The organism is Micromonospora sp. NBC_00821, from assembly GCF_036347035.1.
GTDB classification, from domain to species: domain Bacteria; phylum Actinomycetota; class Actinomycetes; order Mycobacteriales; family Micromonosporaceae; genus Micromonospora; species Micromonospora hortensis.
The window spans coordinates 935776-951748 of the sequence record NZ_CP108880.1 but is presented as its reverse complement, the minus strand read 5'-3'; the positions used below and the strand labels follow the sequence as shown (position 1 = coordinate 951748).

At 71.3% G+C, this 15973-nt stretch carries 23 protein-coding genes and 1 pseudogene; 9 read left to right on the top strand and 15 right to left on the bottom strand.

Going from position 1 to position 15973, the window contains the following annotated elements:
* Positions 1-8 precede the first annotated feature (8 nt).
* Together OHB44_RS04545 and OHB44_RS04540 are read left to right on the top strand one after the other, a co-directional pair.
* Positions 9-686 carry a 5-formyltetrahydrofolate cyclo-ligase gene (locus OHB44_RS04545; RefSeq protein WP_238683624.1) on the top strand — a complete coding sequence of 226 codons (678 nt, stop codon included), beginning with the start codon at positions 9-11 and terminating at the stop codon, positions 684-686.
* Positions 683-889: pseudogene (locus tag OHB44_RS04540) on the top strand (FmdB family zinc ribbon protein); the annotation flags it as partial. The gene OHB44_RS04545 and the pseudogene OHB44_RS04540, both read left to right, overlap by 4 nt.
* Before the next feature lie 14 nt (positions 890-903).
* On the opposite strand, the gene OHB44_RS04535 reads toward OHB44_RS04540, so the two are convergent.
* The gene (locus OHB44_RS04535) at positions 904-1140 is read right to left on the bottom strand and encodes a hypothetical protein (protein WP_238683866.1); all 237 of its coding nucleotides are present in this window, start codon (positions 1138-1140) and stop codon (positions 904-906) included.
* A 314-nt stretch (positions 1141-1454) separates the two neighbouring features.
* Here OHB44_RS04535 and OHB44_RS04530 point away from each other — a divergent pair, with 314 nt between their 5' ends.
* Complete coding sequence (locus tag OHB44_RS04530; protein WP_330439709.1) at positions 1455-1658, top strand: hypothetical protein; 204 nt, start codon at positions 1455-1457, stop codon at positions 1656-1658.
* Between the two features lie 10 nt (positions 1659-1668).
* On the opposite strand, the gene OHB44_RS04525 is transcribed toward OHB44_RS04530, so the two are convergent.
* A complete protein-coding gene (locus OHB44_RS04525) occupies positions 1669-1851 on the bottom strand; it encodes a hypothetical protein (RefSeq protein WP_112581848.1) in 183 nt (60 codons plus the stop codon).
* Positions 1852-1956: 105 nt separating this feature from the next.
* Between OHB44_RS04525 and OHB44_RS04520 the strand changes: the two genes are divergently transcribed.
* On the top strand, positions 1957-2304 hold the full coding sequence (locus OHB44_RS04520) for a hypothetical protein (RefSeq protein ID WP_238683626.1): 348 nt from the start codon (positions 1957-1959) through the stop codon (positions 2302-2304).
* 241 nt (positions 2305-2545) lie between these two features.
* Here OHB44_RS04520 and OHB44_RS04515 read toward each other — a convergent pair whose 3' ends face one another.
* Positions 2546-3028, bottom strand: coding sequence for a DUF2231 domain-containing protein (locus tag OHB44_RS04515; RefSeq protein ID WP_238683853.1), 483 nt, complete (start codon positions 3026-3028; stop codon positions 2546-2548).
* A gap of 201 nt (positions 3029-3229) precedes the next feature.
* Here OHB44_RS04515 and OHB44_RS04510 point away from each other — a divergent pair, with 201 nt between their 5' ends.
* Positions 3230-3658 carry a Fur family transcriptional regulator gene (locus OHB44_RS04510; RefSeq protein ID WP_330439708.1) on the top strand — a complete coding sequence of 143 codons (429 nt, stop codon included), beginning with the start codon at positions 3230-3232 and terminating at the stop codon, positions 3656-3658.
* A gap of 61 nt (positions 3659-3719) precedes the next feature.
* Entirely contained in the window at positions 3720-4580 is an 861-nt protein-coding gene (locus tag OHB44_RS04505; RefSeq protein ID WP_238683627.1) for an oxygenase MpaB family protein, read from the top strand.
* A 21-nt stretch (positions 4581-4601) separates the two neighbouring features.
* Here OHB44_RS04505 and OHB44_RS04500 read toward each other — a convergent pair whose 3' ends face one another.
* The 11 genes from OHB44_RS04500 to OHB44_RS04450 form a co-directional block, all read right to left on the bottom strand.
* The gene (locus OHB44_RS04500) at positions 4602-5552 is read right to left on the bottom strand and encodes a RecB family exonuclease (protein WP_274530788.1); all 951 of its coding nucleotides are present in this window, start codon (positions 5550-5552) and stop codon (positions 4602-4604) included.
* Between the two features lie 13 nt (positions 5553-5565).
* Positions 5566-6180 (bottom strand): MarC family protein, encoded by a 615-nt coding sequence (locus OHB44_RS04495; RefSeq protein WP_330439707.1) that lies wholly within the window; start codon positions 6178-6180, stop codon positions 5566-5568.
* Positions 6181-6221: 41 nt separating this feature from the next.
* Complete coding sequence (locus tag OHB44_RS04490; RefSeq protein WP_330439706.1) at positions 6222-7094, bottom strand: PHP domain-containing protein; 873 nt, start codon at positions 7092-7094, stop codon at positions 6222-6224.
* 53 nt (positions 7095-7147) lie between these two features.
* Positions 7148-8410, bottom strand: coding sequence for a hypothetical protein (locus OHB44_RS04485; protein WP_330439705.1), 1263 nt, complete (start codon positions 8408-8410; stop codon positions 7148-7150).
* Complete coding sequence (locus tag OHB44_RS04480; RefSeq protein ID WP_330439704.1) at positions 8407-9222, bottom strand: SigE family RNA polymerase sigma factor; 816 nt, start codon at positions 9220-9222, stop codon at positions 8407-8409. The genes OHB44_RS04485 and OHB44_RS04480 overlap by 4 nt, the downstream gene beginning before the upstream one ends.
* Before the next feature lie 103 nt (positions 9223-9325).
* Positions 9326-10201 (bottom strand): PH domain-containing protein, encoded by an 876-nt coding sequence (locus OHB44_RS04475; protein ID WP_088951386.1) that lies wholly within the window; start codon positions 10199-10201, stop codon positions 9326-9328.
* A gap of 6 nt (positions 10202-10207) precedes the next feature.
* Positions 10208-10366, bottom strand: a complete 159-nt coding sequence (locus tag OHB44_RS04470) for a hypothetical protein (RefSeq protein WP_007455302.1) — start codon at positions 10364-10366, stop codon at positions 10208-10210.
* 116 nt (positions 10367-10482) lie between these two features.
* Positions 10483-11160, bottom strand: a complete 678-nt coding sequence (locus OHB44_RS04465) for a DUF6758 family protein (protein ID WP_330439703.1) — start codon at positions 11158-11160, stop codon at positions 10483-10485.
* Positions 11161-11239: 79 nt separating this feature from the next.
* On the bottom strand, positions 11240-11863 hold the full coding sequence (locus OHB44_RS04460) for a TrmH family RNA methyltransferase (RefSeq protein ID WP_112732894.1): 624 nt from the start codon (positions 11861-11863) through the stop codon (positions 11240-11242).
* Positions 11864-11914: 51 nt separating this feature from the next.
* Positions 11915-12451, bottom strand: a complete 537-nt coding sequence (locus tag OHB44_RS04455) for a hypothetical protein (protein ID WP_238683633.1) — start codon at positions 12449-12451, stop codon at positions 11915-11917.
* Positions 12452-12545: 94 nt separating this feature from the next.
* Entirely contained in the window at positions 12546-13061 is a 516-nt protein-coding gene (locus tag OHB44_RS04450) for a MaoC family dehydratase (protein ID WP_030486570.1), read from the bottom strand.
* Between the two features lie 548 nt (positions 13062-13609).
* Between OHB44_RS04450 and trxA the strand changes: the two genes are divergently transcribed.
* From trxA to OHB44_RS04435, 3 genes are all read left to right on the top strand, one after another.
* Entirely contained in the window at positions 13610-13972 is a 363-nt protein-coding gene (trxA, locus tag OHB44_RS04445; protein WP_007455291.1) for a thioredoxin, read from the top strand.
* A 153-nt stretch (positions 13973-14125) separates the two neighbouring features.
* Entirely contained in the window at positions 14126-14566 is a 441-nt protein-coding gene (locus OHB44_RS04440) for a hypothetical protein (RefSeq protein ID WP_238683634.1), read from the top strand.
* On the top strand, positions 14563-15534 hold the full coding sequence (locus OHB44_RS04435) for an HTTM domain-containing protein (protein ID WP_238683635.1): 972 nt from the start codon (positions 14563-14565) through the stop codon (positions 15532-15534). Before OHB44_RS04440 ends, OHB44_RS04435 begins: the two co-directional genes overlap by 4 nt.
* On the opposite strand, the gene OHB44_RS04430 is transcribed toward OHB44_RS04435, so the two are convergent.
* Positions 15498-15917 (bottom strand): thiol-disulfide oxidoreductase DCC family protein, encoded by a 420-nt coding sequence (locus tag OHB44_RS04430; protein ID WP_109819716.1) that lies wholly within the window; start codon positions 15915-15917, stop codon positions 15498-15500. The genes OHB44_RS04435 and OHB44_RS04430 overlap by 37 nt on opposite strands.
* Between the last annotated feature and the right edge of the window lie 56 nt (positions 15918-15973).

The window sequence follows — 15973 nt, the reverse complement described above, 5'->3', positions numbered from 1 at the left end:
AGTGTTGCGTGCCGGAATTTTCTGATGAAGCGGAAGTGACCCGGATGGCGAAGCGGGACACCCGCGTCGAGCTGCTCGCTCGCCGCCGGTCCCTGCCCGCCGAGACCCGGGCAGCCGCCGCCGGGCGCGTGCAGGCCGAGCTGGTCTCCCTGGTACGCCGGCTGCGCCCACACCGGATGACGGCGTACGTGCCGGTCGGCTCCGAACCGGGCGGCGCGGACCTGCCCGAGGTGCTGCGGGCGGCGCTGCCGGCGGACGCCGAGTTGCTGCTGCCGGTGCTCCTGACCGACCTGGATCTGGACTGGGCGGCATATGCCGGGCCCGCTGCCCTGATCGCGGCGGGACGGGGTATCCGTGAACCAGTCGGTGCTCGTCTCGGGGTGGCCGCCGTGGCGCACGCGGAACTCGTGGTCGTACCGGCTCTCGCTGTCGACCGCCACGGTCGACGGCTCGGGCGCGGCGGGGGCTCGTACGACCGCGCACTCGCCCGGGTGCCCCAGGCAGCCCTGACGGTGGTGCCGCTGCACGACGGTGAGCTAGTCGAGGCGCTGCCGGCGGAGCCCCACGACCGTCAGGTGCGCGCGGTCGTCACTCCCGCCGACGGGGTGCGTACGCTTGACGGCGGCCCAGGTGCGGCGCACGGTGTCGCGCCCCACACGTCTGCTGGACGAACCCGGGCCGAATGACGCACCATTGGCACTCGAATACGTCGAGTGCCAACTGGCTGAGCCCAGATCCGGAGGAGAACGTGCCCACGTACCAGTACGCCTGCACCACGTGCGGTCAGCAGCTCGAGGCGGTGCAGTCCTTCTCTGACGAGCCGCTGACCGAGTGCCCGGCGTGTCAGGGGCGGCTGCGCAAGGTCTTCAACTCGGTCGGCATCGTCTTCAAGGGTTCGGGCTTCTACCGCACCGACTCCCGGGCGTCCGGTTCCGAGACGACCGCCGGCGGCACGGCGACCAAGCCGGCGAAGTCCGAGTCGTCCTCCGGTGACAGCTCGTCGTCCTCGTCGGGGTCCTCGTCCTCGTCGGGGTCCTCGTCCTCGTCCGGGTCGTCTTCGGGCTCGTCGTCCTCCTCGGGGTCGTCTTCCGGGTCGTCCTCGGGTGGATCGGGCGGCGGCAAGGCGGCGGCCAGCTCCACGTCCTGATCGCCGAAGGCCCGACCCCACCACGGGTCGGGCCTCGATCAACTCGGTCGCCCCCTCAGCAGGCGGGTTGATCCACTCGGGTTCCAGGAAGTCGGCCTGTCCCCGTCGCTCTGACCACCCGGCTTCCGTGATCCGAGTTGATCAAGTCAGGTGCCTTAGCAGGTCGAGGCGGCGGATGGGCGTTATCCACAGGCCGTGCGGTTGTCCACAGGCGTCGGCCAGAGGGTCGGTCGAGGCGGCGAAAGCTGCCTAGCCTGCCGTCCATGGGTGCCACTGCGGCGCTCGGGGACGGGAGGCGGCAGAGGCGATGGTCGATCCGGATTCCGCGCGGGCGTTGCGCCCGCTGCGCCAGCTCACTCTGCCCGGCGGGCGCACCCTGCTTCGGGCCGGCCTGGTCGCCGCGCTGCTCGGCCTGGCCGCCGCAGTCCTGCACACCCCGACCGGATGCCCGCCGACCGCTGTGCCCTCCGACGCACCATCGGTGGCCGGCGACACGCGGGGAGCTGGTTGAGCCGCCGGGGTCAGTCCCAGTGCGGGGGGCGTTCGGCGAGCAACCAGTCGTCGTTGCCGCCGGACCGCTCGCCCCAACCACGGTCGGTGTCGTCAGAGGTCTGCTCGGGCAGCACCACGAAGTCTTCGCTCAGGTCGACGGCGCGGTCGTCGTCTCCACGTACGCCGTGCGTGCCGGGGTCTTCGGTGCTCACGAGCGGCAAGACTAGCGCAGCCGACGACGGTAGACCTGACGGTCGACCGTGGCACGCCGGCCAGAAGCGACCGGGCCGCCGGTGGCGTTGGTAGCGTCGGACGGCGTGACGACCCCCAGCGGTGGCAGCACCTCGGACGACTACTGGCGACGGCCCGACACCGGCGACGACGCCGTGGCGGACCAACCTCCCACCGCGCCCGCGGCCACACCACCGGCCGGGGGTCCTGCCACCGGATACTCCGGCCCGCCGCCGAGCGTGGCGCCGCCGGCGGGTTGGCGTCCACCCGTACATCTGCAGCCGGTGCCGCCACGACAGTTGCCGCCGCAGGACATGGCCGGCCTGGACGCGGCCGAGCAGCGCTCGCAGAGGGTCACCTACGGCTTCGGCGCGGCGGCCGGCGTGGTGCTGCTGGTTCTACTCTGCCTGCTCTGCTCGCGAGTGATCTTCTGATCCTCACCCCTGGGCAGCAGCAGTGGCACTGGCGTGGAGGAACAGGTCCGGGAGCGCAACCCCCAGCATGCGTGTTGGCTGGCCTGGCACGTCGATGTGCTGTTGAGCGGCATACCTCAGAGTCATATTCATACCTCTGAGGTATGCCGCTCAATGCCGTGTCCGCCCCGACGGTGGCGACCGCCGGCTGCGACCACAGCCCCAGCCAGGTCCAGTGCAGTCGATCAGAAGGGGCAGCAGCTCAGAGGGTGGTGCCCCAAACCGTCTCGGCACCGGAGTGGCCGGTCAGGTAGACGTAGACCAGTGCGGCGATGGAGAGCCCCACGGCCGCTACCGCCAGCACCGGGGTGACCAGCGCGGGCAGTTGCGGCACCCGAGGGTGCCCACTTGTCGCCACCAGCAGCAGGATGGCCACGATCCCGAGCGGCACCACGACGCGTAACAGGATGTCACCGTAGCGGGAGTGCTCGAAGATCTGATCGAGGATCGGCCCCTGGAAGCCCCGGGCCACCAGCGCGTCGGTCAGTGCCTCACCCGACTTGACCGCGACGTAGGCGGTCACCGGCGCGGCCACGGCGAGGAGGCCCAGGGCCCAGTCCAGCCGGTGCCGCCACCGCGGTAGCCCCACGTACGCGATGGCCAGCACCGCCAGCAGCGGCACGAACACGACGACAGCGTGGATTACCAGGACGTGCACCGGTAGACCCAGGATCTCCTCGAACATCGAACCCTCCAGGTGGATCATGGTCAGGGGTGGTCAGCCTATGGTCCGCCGATCGTCCGCAGGCTCTCGACCGGTGACACGCGCGGCGCGTCGATCGGGTTCATCCTCTGGGCCGTACTCCCGATCTTGCCTGGCTGTGTCGGTGGCCACCCGGAGCGGGCGACGGTTGTCGATGCGGGTCGGGCGTGTTGTCATTGGCCAATGTCCGGTGCCGAGGAGCTGCTGCGGTCGAGGGGCCTGCGCGTCACGCGCCCCCGCCTCGCGGTGCTGGACGTGCTCGCCGACGGCGGCCACCTGGAGGTCGACGAGGTCACCCGGCGGGTGCGCGAACGCCTCGACTCGGTCTCCACCCAGGCCGTCTACGACGTGCTGGGCGCGCTGTCCCGGGCCGGGCTGTCACGCCGGATCGAGCCGGCGGGCAGTCCCGCCCGCTATGAGGCGCGGGTGGGCGACAACCATCACCACGTTGTCTGCCGGGGCTGCGGCGAGATCGCCGACATCGACTGCGCGGTGGGCAGCGCGCCATGCCTGGAGCCGAACAGCGCGCACGGGTTCGAGGTGGACGAGGCCGAAGTGACGTTCTGGGGCCTCTGCCCGGGCTGCCGGGCCCGCCGCTCCGCCGACGTCTGATCAGCCGGCACCGGCAGCACGTGAACCGGCGAGGTCGGCCCGACCGTGGCACTCTTGGGCGGTGGACTCCGATGACCTCGGCCTTTTCGGTCCGGGTTCGGTCACGTGGAAGGTGCACGAGGAGCCGATCCTGATCGTCGCCGGCCTGCGCTCGCTCTACCTCCAGGCGTTGCACCCCCGGGCCATGGCCGGGGTCGCGCAGAACAGCAACTACCGCACCGACGCCTGGGGCCGACTGGTCCGCACCGCTACCTATGTGGCGACCACCGTCTACGGGACCACCGCCGAGGCGGAGGCCGCCGGGGCCCGGCTGCGCCGCCTGCACGACCGGCTGCGGGCCACCGACACGCTCACCGGTGAGCAGTTCCGGATCGACGAACCGGACCTGCTGCGCTGGGTGCACGTGACCGAGGTCGAGTCGTTCCTGAGCACGGCCCGACGCGCCGGGCTGCCGCTGAGCGACGACGAGGTGGACGCCTACTACACCGAACAGCGCCGCGCCGCCGCCCTTGTCGGCCTGGACCCGGCCACCGTTCCAGGGACCGCCGCCGAGGTCGCGGACTACTACGAGACCGTACGGCCACAGTTGCGGATGACCCGGGAGGCCGCCGAGACGGCGGTGTTCCTCACCGCCCCGCCGCTGCCGTGGAAGCTCAGCCTGCCGGTCCGGTTGGGGCTCACCCTGGGCCCGCCACGCTGGGCGTACCTGGGGATCGCCGGCACCGCGTTCGCGCTGCTGCCGACGTGGGCACGCCGAATGTACGGAGGTCTCGGTCTACCGACCACCGAGCTGTCGGCGGACCTGAGCCTGCGCGCGCTGCGGCTCGCGTTCGCCGCCGTCCCCCGCCGCTACCTGGAGGGACCGTTGATTCAGGCAGCGAAGGAGCGGGCCGCACGGCACGCCGCCTCGCTGCCCGGCTGACCCGACCCTCTGCACGGGCGATCAGCCGTCGGCGGGCCGGTCCATGGCCGCCCACGGCTCCTTGCCCGGGACCTGCGCGCCCGTCGGGCAGTGCCGCCGAAAGTCGCACCAGCCACAGCGCGGGCCGGGCGCCACCGGGAAAGCCTCGTCCGCGTCGGCGCCGTCGGAGACCGCGCGCTCGGCGGCCATGATGTCGCGGGCTGTCTCTTCCGCGCGGGTCAGTTGTCGGGCCAGCGACTCGACTGTGTGGTCGTGGCCGGCGACCGTGCCGGTCGGCAGGTGGTGCAACTCCACCCGGCGGCACGGCCGACGGAACACCCGCTCGGCGGCGTACGCGTAGAGCGCCAGCGCCTGCGAGCCCCGGGCGTCGTCAGTGTCCAGCCCGGTGCGGCCGGTCTTGTAGTCGACGATGACCAGCTCCGGCCCCTCCGGGCCGGGCCGCGAGTCGATCCGGTCGGTACGACCGTTGAACGCCAGCACTGCTGTCTTGACCGCCACCACCCGCTCCACGCCGAGCGGGTCGGAATCCGGCTCCAGCGTCTCGACGTACGCCTCGAGCCATCCCAACGCCCGCCGGTAGGCGGCCCGCTCCTGCTCGTCGTCGCGGTAGCCCTCGCGGACCCAGGTGCCCTTGAGCAGCGTGGCCAGCGCCTCGGGACGCCGCCGGTCGGCGGGCAGCGCATACCAGTTCTTCAGGGCGGTGTGCACGCTGGCGCCGAGCGAGTTGTGCGCCCACGGTGGGCCCTTGGGCGGGGCGGGGCGGTCGACGTAGGAGTAGCGGTAGCGACGCGGGCAGTCCGCGTACGCGCCGAGCTTGCTCGGGGTGCAGACGAACAGCCGCTCCGGCATGCCCTCGAAGCCGAGCTGCTCGGCGTCGCCGGCGCGTTGCCGCGGGGCCCGGCCGCCGGCGGCCGGCCGCCCCGCTGATGAGGATCGTCGCACGCCTGCGATCCTGCCATCCGCCTCCGACATCGCGCGCGTGCCGTCAGGCCATGTTCACGTACTGCCTGACGAAGGCGGCCACCGCGTCGGCGATGAGCTGCACGGCGATCGCGGCCAGCAGCAGGCCGGCGATCCGGGTCAGCACCTCGATCCCGCCCGGCCGGAGGATCTTCACGATGCCGCCGGAGAAGCGCAGGACGATCCAGACGGCGACCATCACGGCGAGGATCGCCACGGCGATGGCGCTGAACTCTCCCAGCCCGTCGGCCTGCTGGACGAAGAGCATGGTGGCCACGATGGCGCCCGGTCCGGCCAGCAACGGCGTGCCCAGCGGCACCAGCGCGATGTTGGAGGTGACCTGCTGGCTCGGGTCGTCGGCCTTGCCGGTCAGCAGCTCCAAGGCGACGAGTACGAGCAGCAGGCCACCGGCGGCCTGCAACGCCGGCAGGTCCACGTGCAGGTAGTCGAGCAGGGTCTGCCCGGCCACCGCGAAGATCACGATGACGCCGAGCGCCAGCGCGACGGCCTGCCAGGCTGCCCGGTTGCGGTCGCGGGCGGGCAGCGGGCCGGTCAGCGCCAGGAAGATCGGCATCATGCCCGGCGGGTCGGTGATCACCAGCAGGGTCACGAAAACCTCGCCGAACAGCTTCAGATCCACGTGATCAACCTAGCCGCGCAGCGATGGGCGAAATACCCGGATCAGCCCGAAGCGACCTCGGTCACCCCCTCGGCGACGATCCGCTCGTACGCCTCGACGCTGGTGCTGAACGCGCCGAGTTGGACGGTCTTGTGGGTGCCGTGAAAATCCGAGGAGCCGGTGACGAGCAGACCCAGCTCGGCGGCGAGCGCCCGCACGTGTTCCCGCTCGGCCGGGCTGTGGTCCTCGTGGTCGGCTTCGAGCCCGGCGAGCCCGGCGGCGGCCAGCTCGGCGATCAGCTCGTCGGGCACCACCCGGCCACGTCGGGTGGCTCGCGGGTGGGCGAAGACCGGCACGCCTCCGGCCGCCCGGACCAGCCGGACGGCCCGGAACACGTCGATGTCCTCCTTGGGCAGCCGGTACCGCTCGCCCAGCCAGTCCGGGCCGAACGCCTCCCGGACGCTGCCGACCAGGCCGACGCGGATGAGTGCCTGCGCGATGTGCGGGCGTCCCACTGTGCCGCCACCCGCACCGGCCAGGATGTCCGGCCAGTTCACGTCGATGCCGTCGGCCCGCAGGAGACCGACCATCCGTTCGCCACGCTCTTCCCGGGCGGCTCGGACCCGCGCCAGCTCGGCCACCAGCTCCGGGTGGCCCGGATCGAACAGGTACGCGAGCAGGTGCAACGACACCGCCGGCTGCGCACCGGACCAGCGACACGACAGCTCCGCGCCCCGGATCAGGCGCAGACCTGACGGCAGCGCGCCGACTGCCGGCGCCCAGCCGGCCGTGGTGTCGTGGTCGGTGATCGCCAGCACGTCCAGCCCGGCGTCGGAGGCCGCGCCGACCAGCTCGGCCGGGGTCAGCGTGCCGTCGCTGGCCGTCGAGTGGGCGTGCAGGTCGATCCGGGGGGCGGGGCCGGTACGCGAGGTCACCGCCCGACGTTACCGAGGAAACGGTGAGCCCGGCTCACATGGGTCACCCGGGGTCAGAAGCCCTTCACCAGGATCGGCCGCTCTCCGGCCGGCATGCCGGGCACCGCAGCGGGGCTGGCTGGCTTTCCCGCCCGCACCTGGCCGACGTCGACCCGGACCAGCTCGCCGGTGCCGTCGAGGTAGGAGGCGTGGGCCTCGTCGCTCCACACGATCGCCCCGGTCATCGGCGGCCCGGCCGCAACGGCTGTCGCTCCCGGCCCGAGCCGCTGAAGGTCGACGAGCAGGGACCGACCGCCAGTGCCGCTCCCCTCGTTGACCAGCAGCCACCGCCCGTCCGGCGAAACCCCGCCGACGCCGTCCCGGCTCAGGTCTGGACCGCAGCCGGTGCGTACCGGGTCCAGGCGACGTGTCGGGGTGAGGATGGCGAGGCACGTCCGGTCCGGATCGGTAGTGGTGACCTGGCCGACGAGCCGCCCGTCGGGCAGCCGCCCGTAGACGTTGAGGCTCTCCCGGTCGAGGGCCTCGGGCAACGGCCCCGCACCGGGCCGCCAGAGCGTGTGACCGGCGTCGGCCCTGTCGAGTCGGACCAGCACGCTGTCACCGACGAACCGGACGGGCTCCGCCGCCGCCGGCACCGGGGTGCGCACCGACCCGATGAGTTGGGTGCCGACCACGCCCGCCATCAGGAGATCGTCTCCGTCGCGCCAGGCGACCTGGTGGCTGTCCGGGGCCAGGACGATCGCGCCGGCACCGGCCAGCAGCACCTGCACCAGTCCGTCGTCCTGCACCACCCACAGGGAGCGTCCCGCGGTGCTCGGCGCGCCGACCACCAGCCAACCGCCGCCGCTGGGCAGCGGCTGGACGCGTTCGGCTGGCCCGACGTCGGGCAGCACCAGCCGCCGCCCGTCGGCGCTGACCAGCGTCTCGCTGATGAGAAGAGAGGTCGACGTCGTGGGCGAGGGTGCGGGCCCGGGAATGCTGGCCGTCGGAAGCGGTCGGTTTGTCGGGTCCGGGTCGCCTATCACGACGATGGGTGAGCCGTCCCGCCTGGTCTCGGCACCGAGCTGGGCCATGCCGGCGCTGAGCAGCACTGTGGTGACCGCCGCGAGGGCGAGGCCGGCGGCGGTGCGTCGACGCCGGATCCGGTTCGCGCGACGGATGGCCTGGCCGGCCGGATCGACGCTCAGCGGGCGGGCAAGCGCGACCTGGTGCGAGAGTGTCTCCCGCACCGCACCTTCCATCTCGTCAGGCCGCACCTGGTAAGAACGCTGCGGGCCGTCCCGCAGGTTGTCGCGCCGGCCCGGGAGATGACTCACTGCTGTTCCCCGGAGCCCGTGCCGACGGGCACGGCCGCCGGGGCGGTGGGCAGGACGACCTGCGGGGTGATCGCACGCGGCACGGCGGGGCGCGGCGCGGTCGGGCGGGCCACGGGTCGGCCAGCCGCCCGTCCGGGACGGGGTGTGGCAGCGGCACCGGTGGCCGGGACACGCCCGGTCCGGGAGCCCGACCCCGTCGTCCGGCCGGGGGCACCGGTCGCGGCCGCCGCTCCCGCACCGCCGGCAGCGGCAGACCTGCCGGCGATGCCGGCGGCGGCCGATCTGCCGGCGATGCCGGCGGCGGCTGCCAGCTCTGGTGCGTCCGCGCCCAGTCGCCGACGCAGCGTGGCGAGCGCCCGGGACGCCTGGCTCTTCACAGTGCCCGGCGAAATGTCCAGCATCGCGGCGGTCTGCGCCTCCGACATGTCCTCGTAGTAGCGCAGCACCAACACTGCCCGCTGCCGGTTGGGCAACTCCCGGAGATGCCGCCAGAGCAGGTCACGGTCAAGTTGCTGCTCGATCTCGTCGACGCCGGCCCGCTCGGGCAGCACCTCGGTCGGGCGTTCGCCGTGCCAGCGTCGCCGCCACCAACTGGTCGACGTGTTGACCATCACACGCCGGGCGTACGGCTCGACCGCCTCGATTCCGCCGAGCCGTTTCCACGCGAGGTAGGTCTTCGTCAGCGCCGTCTGGAGCAGATCCTCGGCCGTGGCCCAGTCGCCGGTGAGCAGATAAGCGGTGCGTAGGAGCGCGGCGGAGCGGGCCGCGACGAACTCGCGGAACTGCTCCTCCAACGAGTCCTTGCTCGCCACCGCCCACCTCCACACCCCTGCCGTCCTGGCAGAGTGCCACGTCAGGGGCGCTCTGGTCCATGACGAAAGGTGCGCACTTGCTCCGATGTTCGGTCGAAAACCTTCACGCTCCGTCGTCGGCCTTGGCCTCGTCGGCCTCCTTGCCGAGCCGCGCCTCGACCGCCTGCGGCTCGTACATCTCCTCGACGACGCGCAGGTAGAGCTCGTTCGGGTTGGGCAGGTTCTTGATCTCGCGGAGCGCCTGCTCCTGGCCGGCGGACTCCAGCACGAAGGTGCCGTAGTTGAGCGCTCGACCGGTCGGGGTCTGCTCGTACTTCATGTCGGTGACCCGGACCAGCGGCATCATCGCCACCTTGCGGGTGACGATGCCGTTGACCACCATGACCCGCTTGTTGGTCAGAATGAACCGGTCATACCACCAGTCGGCGACCTTCCACGCCACCCAGCCCATCACCGCGAACCACAGCAGCACGGCGATGGTGGTCAACGCGCCGACGTCCTGGCCGGCGAGGAAGCCGGAGAGGTAGCCGAGCACGAAGGTCGCCGCGACGCCGATCAACAGCGGGTTGGTGAGGTGGATCCAGTGTCGCTTCCACTCGCCCCGGTAGCGCTCGGTGGGGAAGAGGTAGCGAGCCACCAGAGAACTGGGCTCGTCTTCCAGTGGCAGCACCCGCCGAGGGGTCGAGCCGGTCGCGTCGGCGCGCAACCCAGCCAGCTCGTCCTCGGAGATCTGCGGCGGCTGGTAGCTGGCCTCCGGATCACGGATCCACCCCCGACCGGAACGACCCTGACCGGCATAGCCGGGCCCGTCGCCATAGCCGACGTCGTCCGAAAGGGACGGACCGTCGGACAGGCCGGGACCGGCCCCGTAGCCCGGGCCGTCATCAGGCCCGATCCGCGGGATCGGCTCGGTGTCGCGCTCGCGGCGTTCCCGGTCGGGGTCGTCCGGGTCGAAGGGTGGACCGGAGGGGCTGCCCATCGGCTGCTAGGCGACGAGGCTGGTGAAGAAGTCGCCAAACCCCTGGGCGATATCCATGATCCCGCCGCCGAGCGACTTGAACACGTCCGCCGCAGAGTTTGGCCGGTAGGCGACGAAGAAGATCAAGAATGCGATTCCGGCCCAGGTGAGGACCTTCTTGACCATGGCGGGCCATCCTCTCGCGCGGCGCCGGGTCCCATTACCGCAGCGGCACCCAGAGTATCAGTGTGGTGTCGTACAGTGAATATCTGCGTCCGTTCTCCGTCAATCCGGAAGAGTTGTCAAGCTCTACCGGGTAGATACGGGGACGGTGCGCCGTACACGAGCTCGGGCGGAGTCCACTCGGTCAGGTCGTGTAGCACGACGTCTTCCGCGAGCAGGTGACCCGCACTCGCCGGCCAGGCTATCGCATGGAGCCACATTCCCCGAGCTTCGCCGGCGTACGCGCTTCGATCCGTTGATGAATTCACCACCCACAGTGGAGTCGGGTGCCCGCCGACCTTGATCTTCGCCTGTCCGACGTGGTCGGGGTGACCCGACCCCGGGTCGGTCAACGCGTCCACCAACTCCGGCCCCGGATCCGGGCCGGTCAGACCGGCGAGCCGGGTGCCCAGGCCGACACCGGGTTCCTCGGCCACGAAGACCAGATCGGCCGGACCACCACCGAGCGGCGCCGGGCCCGCGCAGGCCACCACCGTCGCCCGCACGCCCGTCCGGTCGTCCCCGGCGTACGCGACGCCGGTGAGTGTCCAACCGGGCGGCAGCGGCCACGGGCACCACAACGGCGTCACCGGCGGATCGCCGGTCGCGGTGATCCGTTCCACCACGCTCGCCACGATGTCCGCTCCGATGTGCTCAGGCACGTGCAACGGCGGCACCGGGCCGCAGCGCACACACCTCGAGTCGGCGTTCATCAGATCCGGCGCCCGTACCGGGCCCCCGCATCTCGGACAACTCACCGCGACACTCACATCCCCACCGTCGCCCCGGACCGCCGGCACGTCAAGCCGGAACGTCCGATTCGGCACCGTACGTGGGTCAGTCCGGCGGCGTACCGGCGTGCGCGCGGATCCAGGCGTGCATGGCGATTCCGCTGGCCACGCCCGCGTTGATCGACCTCGTCGAGCCGTACTGGGCGATGGAGTAGAGCTGGTCGCAGGCCGCACGGGCCGGCGCGGAGAGGCCGGGCCCCTCCTGGCCGAACAGCAGCACGCAGTCCCGCGGCAGGGTGCCGGTCTCCAGCGGACGCGACCCCGGCAGGTTGTCGATGCCGAACACCGGCAACTGCCGCTCGGCCGCCCAGGCGACGAACTCCTCGATCGTCTCGTGGTGCCGTACGTGCTGGTACCGGTCGGTCACCATCGCGCCGCGCCGGTTCCACCGTCGCCGTCCGACGATGTGCACCTCGGCGGCGTTGAACGCGTTGGCGTTGCGCACCACGGTGCCGATGTTGAAGTCGTGCTGCCAGTTCTCGATAGCGACGTGGAAGCCGTGCCGGTGCCGGTCCAGGTCGGCGACGATCGCCTCGTGCCGCCAGTAGCGGTAGCGGTCGACGACGTTGCGCCGGTCCCCCTCCGCGAGCAGTTGCCTGTCGTAACGGGGGTCGTCCGGTGGGTCCCCCGGCCAGGGGCCCACGCCCACCTCGAGTTGGTCGTCGGTCACGGTCATCAGAGGGTACGGACCGCGCCGGCGCCGGCCGCGACGACCTGCCGGTCAGCCCAGGTCGAGGGCGGCACCGAGCCGGTCCAGGAAGCGCCGGTCCGCCGGGCTGGCCGGTGGGTCCACCCGGCGCGCGCCGGTGCCGGGCACCGCGCGACACACCCGGGCCGCTACCGACTGCACCCACTGGCGGTACGCGGCCGAGTCGGCAGGGTCGGCCCGCCGCCGAAGGACCCGGCTCGCCGCACGACAGGCGGCCAGCAGGTCCACCAGGTCGGTGAGCCGCTCGGCGGGTTGCGGGGCGCCGTCGTGGCGGGCGTAGATCGTGGCGACCACCGCACGGACCAGGTCGCTGTCGGAGGCTCGGCCCGCGGCCACGGCATCCAGACCGGCCAGGCCGGCCAGGACTCCACGCTCCGTCCGGCCGGGAGCGGGTGCCGCGGCGGCCACGAGAACCCGACCGGGCAGGCTGGTGAGCAGATCCCACTCGGCGGCGGAGTAGACAGCGGTGGTCAAGGGTGCGGCTCGGCGGCCGGCAGAGGACGGCTCTCCCGCTACGGAGTGGCTCATCGGAACCTCCGGCGTCAGCATATGCCCCGCGACGGGAACAGGGCCCCTTCCCCAGCAGACCCGCCCAGGGGAAGGAGCCCGGTGTTCGTCGGCGGTCGAGCCTGCCGCGCGGCTGTCAGCGCGGCTCGGGGAAGCTGGGCCGCTCCGGATCCACTCCGTCGGGCACCGCAGCGGCCGCGTACTCCCGCTTGGGGACCATCACCTTGCGCCGGAACACGCAGACCATCGTGCCGTCCTGGTTGTAACCACGGGTCTCCACCGACACCACGCCCCGGTCGGGTTTCGAGCCGGACTCACGCTTGTCCAGCACCGTGGTCTCGCCGTAGATGGTGTCGCCGTGGAAGGTCGGCGCGACGTGCCGCAGCGACTCGACCTCCAGGTTGGCGATCGCCTTGCCACTCACGTCGGGCACCGACATGCCGAGCAGCAACGAGTAGATGTAGTTGCCGACCACGACGTTGCGCTTGAACTGGCTCGCCGTCGCGGCGTAGTGCGCGTCCATGTGCAGCGGGTGGTGGTTCATGGTGAGCAGGCAGAAGAGGTGGTCGTCGTACTCGGTGACGGTCTTGCCCGGCCAGTGCCGGTAGACCGCGCCGACCTCGAACTCCTCGTAGTAGCGACCGAACTGCATGCTGGTCCCTTCGACGGGCGGCGATGGAGTTCGGCACAGCATGCCTTATCGATGGTTAAGGCGACCGGCGGGGCGCGACGGCGGCGGAAATGTCACACCGGTCACTCGCCTGGGGGGAGACGCAATGAGCGGCGGGGCCCTCCCCGGCACCCGCCGCCCACGCTCTGATGTGAGGAATTCTGCCCTACGCCTGCGTAGGTTCAACAGAGATCGCGGTCACATTTATCTTTTTGTAACACTACTGTGTGTGACGACGGGGAGGTTGATCAGCGATCTCCGCAGGCCGGATACCTCCTTGTCAAGGCCCAAGTTACCGATTCGTAGTGCTCAATCGCGTGGATCTCCCTGGAAACGCTCCCATTACCGCAGGTCACGCAAGTGCGTCATGCACTTGCGTTCCGCAGGTCGGGTGTGAACAGATGCACGTCGATGACCTGCGGCACCCCCCGGCAGCCCCGGGCACGTTTCGTGCCCCACCGCACGGGAATTCGATACGGTCAGCCCTGGTTCTACGGGACGTAGATAAACCGCGGTGATCGGAGAGTGCAATGGCAACCGTTGAGCTGACCTCGACGAACTTCGACGAGGTGACCGGCAACGACGGCATCGTCCTGGTCGACTTCTGGGCCGACTGGTGTGGTCCGTGCAAGCGGTTCGCCCCGGTCTACGAGCGCTCCTCGGAGAAGCACCAGAACATCGTCTTCGGCAAGGTCGACACGGAGGCTCAGCAGGAGCTGGGCGCCAAGTTCGACATTCGCTCGATCCCGACGATCATGGCGATCCGAGACGGCGTCATCGTCTTCGCCCAGCCGGGCGCCCTTCCCGAGTCCGCGCTGGAGAACCTGATCGAGCAGGTCGAGGCGCTGGACATGGACGACGTCCGCAAGCAGCTGGCCGAGCACAACCACTGAGTCGTCCCCACGACGACACCGAAGGCCGGGCCCGATGCGGGCCCGGCCTTCGTCGTACCCCCAGCAACCCCGCATGATCACCTGCCTGGTCAGGCCGAACTGGCCGTCGGAGGGACCCGAGGCCGTCGGTACATCCCGTATCGTCACGACCCGATGGAGAACCTGACCACCCGCGGGCGCGTGACCCGGCTGGGCGTGACCGCACTGGGCCTCGTCCTGCTCGTCGTCGGCACCTTCTGGGGCAGCGACGACGACTTCCCGTTCGGCCCGTTCCGGATGTACTCCACCTCCAACCCGCCGAACGCGCCAGCACCCGACACCCGCGTCGAGGGGGTGAACAGCTCCGGGGCGGTGATCGACCTGGACCAGAACGCGACAGGCATCCGCCGCGCCGAGATCGAGGGTCAGCAGGCCCGATACGCCGCCGACCCGACGCTGCTCACCGAGGTCGCCGACGCGTACGCCGAACGCCACCCGGACGCTCCCGCGCTGGTCGAGGTCCGCATCGTCATCCGCTGGCACGGCATCCGCGCCGGCCGACCGACCGGCCAACACACGGACCAGACCGTCGTCCGCTGGCAGGCCACCCGATGAACCGCTGGCTGACCGAGGCCGTACCCCGGGGGCGGGTGGCCGCCTTCCGCACCCTGATCTACCTTTTCGTCGCCGCCGATCTGGTGATCTTCACGCCCTGGGTACGCACCCGGGTGAGCGTGCCCGGCGACCTGTACCAGCCACTCCTGATCGGCCGCCTGCTCCCACTGCCGACGCCGACCGAGACGCTGGTGACGGTGATCTTCTGGGCGTTGCTGCTGCTCGCACTCCTCGCCGCCACCGGACGAGCGCCCCGGCTGCTCGGCTGGGCGGTGTGCGCGCTGTACCTGGAGTGGATGATCATCGCGATGAGCTACGGGAAGGTCGACCACGACCGGTTCGGGCTGCTCGTCGCCCTGGCCGTGCTGCCCACCGCCGGTCGCGCCCGACACGGCGACACCACCCGCACCGAGGCCGGCGGCTGGGCCCTACGCGTCACCCAGATCGCGGTGATCTGCACGTACTTCCTGGCAGCCTTCGCCAAGCTGCGCTTCGGCGGTCTGGACTGGCTGACCGGCTCGGTCCTGGCCCGCGCGATCATCCGGCGCGGCACCGACCTGGCGGACCTCATCGCCCAGGTGCCGTACCTGCTGATCGTCGCCCAGTTCGGCATCGTCGCGTTCGAGCTGCTGAGCCCGCTGGTCTTCTTCCTGCCGCCCCGCTGGCGACTCGCCATGGTCGGCTTCTTCTACTCGTTCCACGCGGTCACCATCGCGACCATCACGATCTCGTTCGCGCCGCACCTGGCCGCGATGACCAGCTTCCTACCGCTGGAGCGGGTGCGCCCGCTGGTCTGGGCACGCCGGCTCGTCGGCCGCGGCTCTCCCGAGGCGGCGACGACGGATGCCCCGGAGCCGCGCCCGGCCGACGTCGACAGGGTGCCGCCTGACCCGGGCCCGGTGACAGCCGGCGCGGGGCCGGCGCTGGACGATCAGGCGCCGGTGGTCGGGCGACCGGCCGGCCCGTAGAGCCGCTCCCGGGCCTCCTGCGGCAGGGAACAGGCAGCAGTGCCACCGGGAAGTCGGTGCCGGTTACGCGCCACCCAGCGGTACAACGGCCAGGCAGCGACGCGTACCGGAGGAATCCGCAGACCGGCGCCGGCGACCCGCCAGAGCGGACCACTCGCGGCGAGCAGCTTCGCGATGGCGTCCGGGCCGGCCGCCCGCGAGCCGTCCGCGCCCACCCACTGCACGGCCTCCTCGCACTCGGCCACTGTGAGGCCGAGCGCGTCCAGGTCGGCGAACTGCCAGGGCACGACACGTGCGGCGGTGGGGATGCGACGTTCGATGAACTCCGCACAGCTCGTGCAGAACGCGCAGTCCCCGTCGTAGACGAAGGTCGACGTCTCCATGGCGTCCATCCTCCCCTCTCCGACCACCCGGACGCCCACCGGTGTACGGCGGGTCA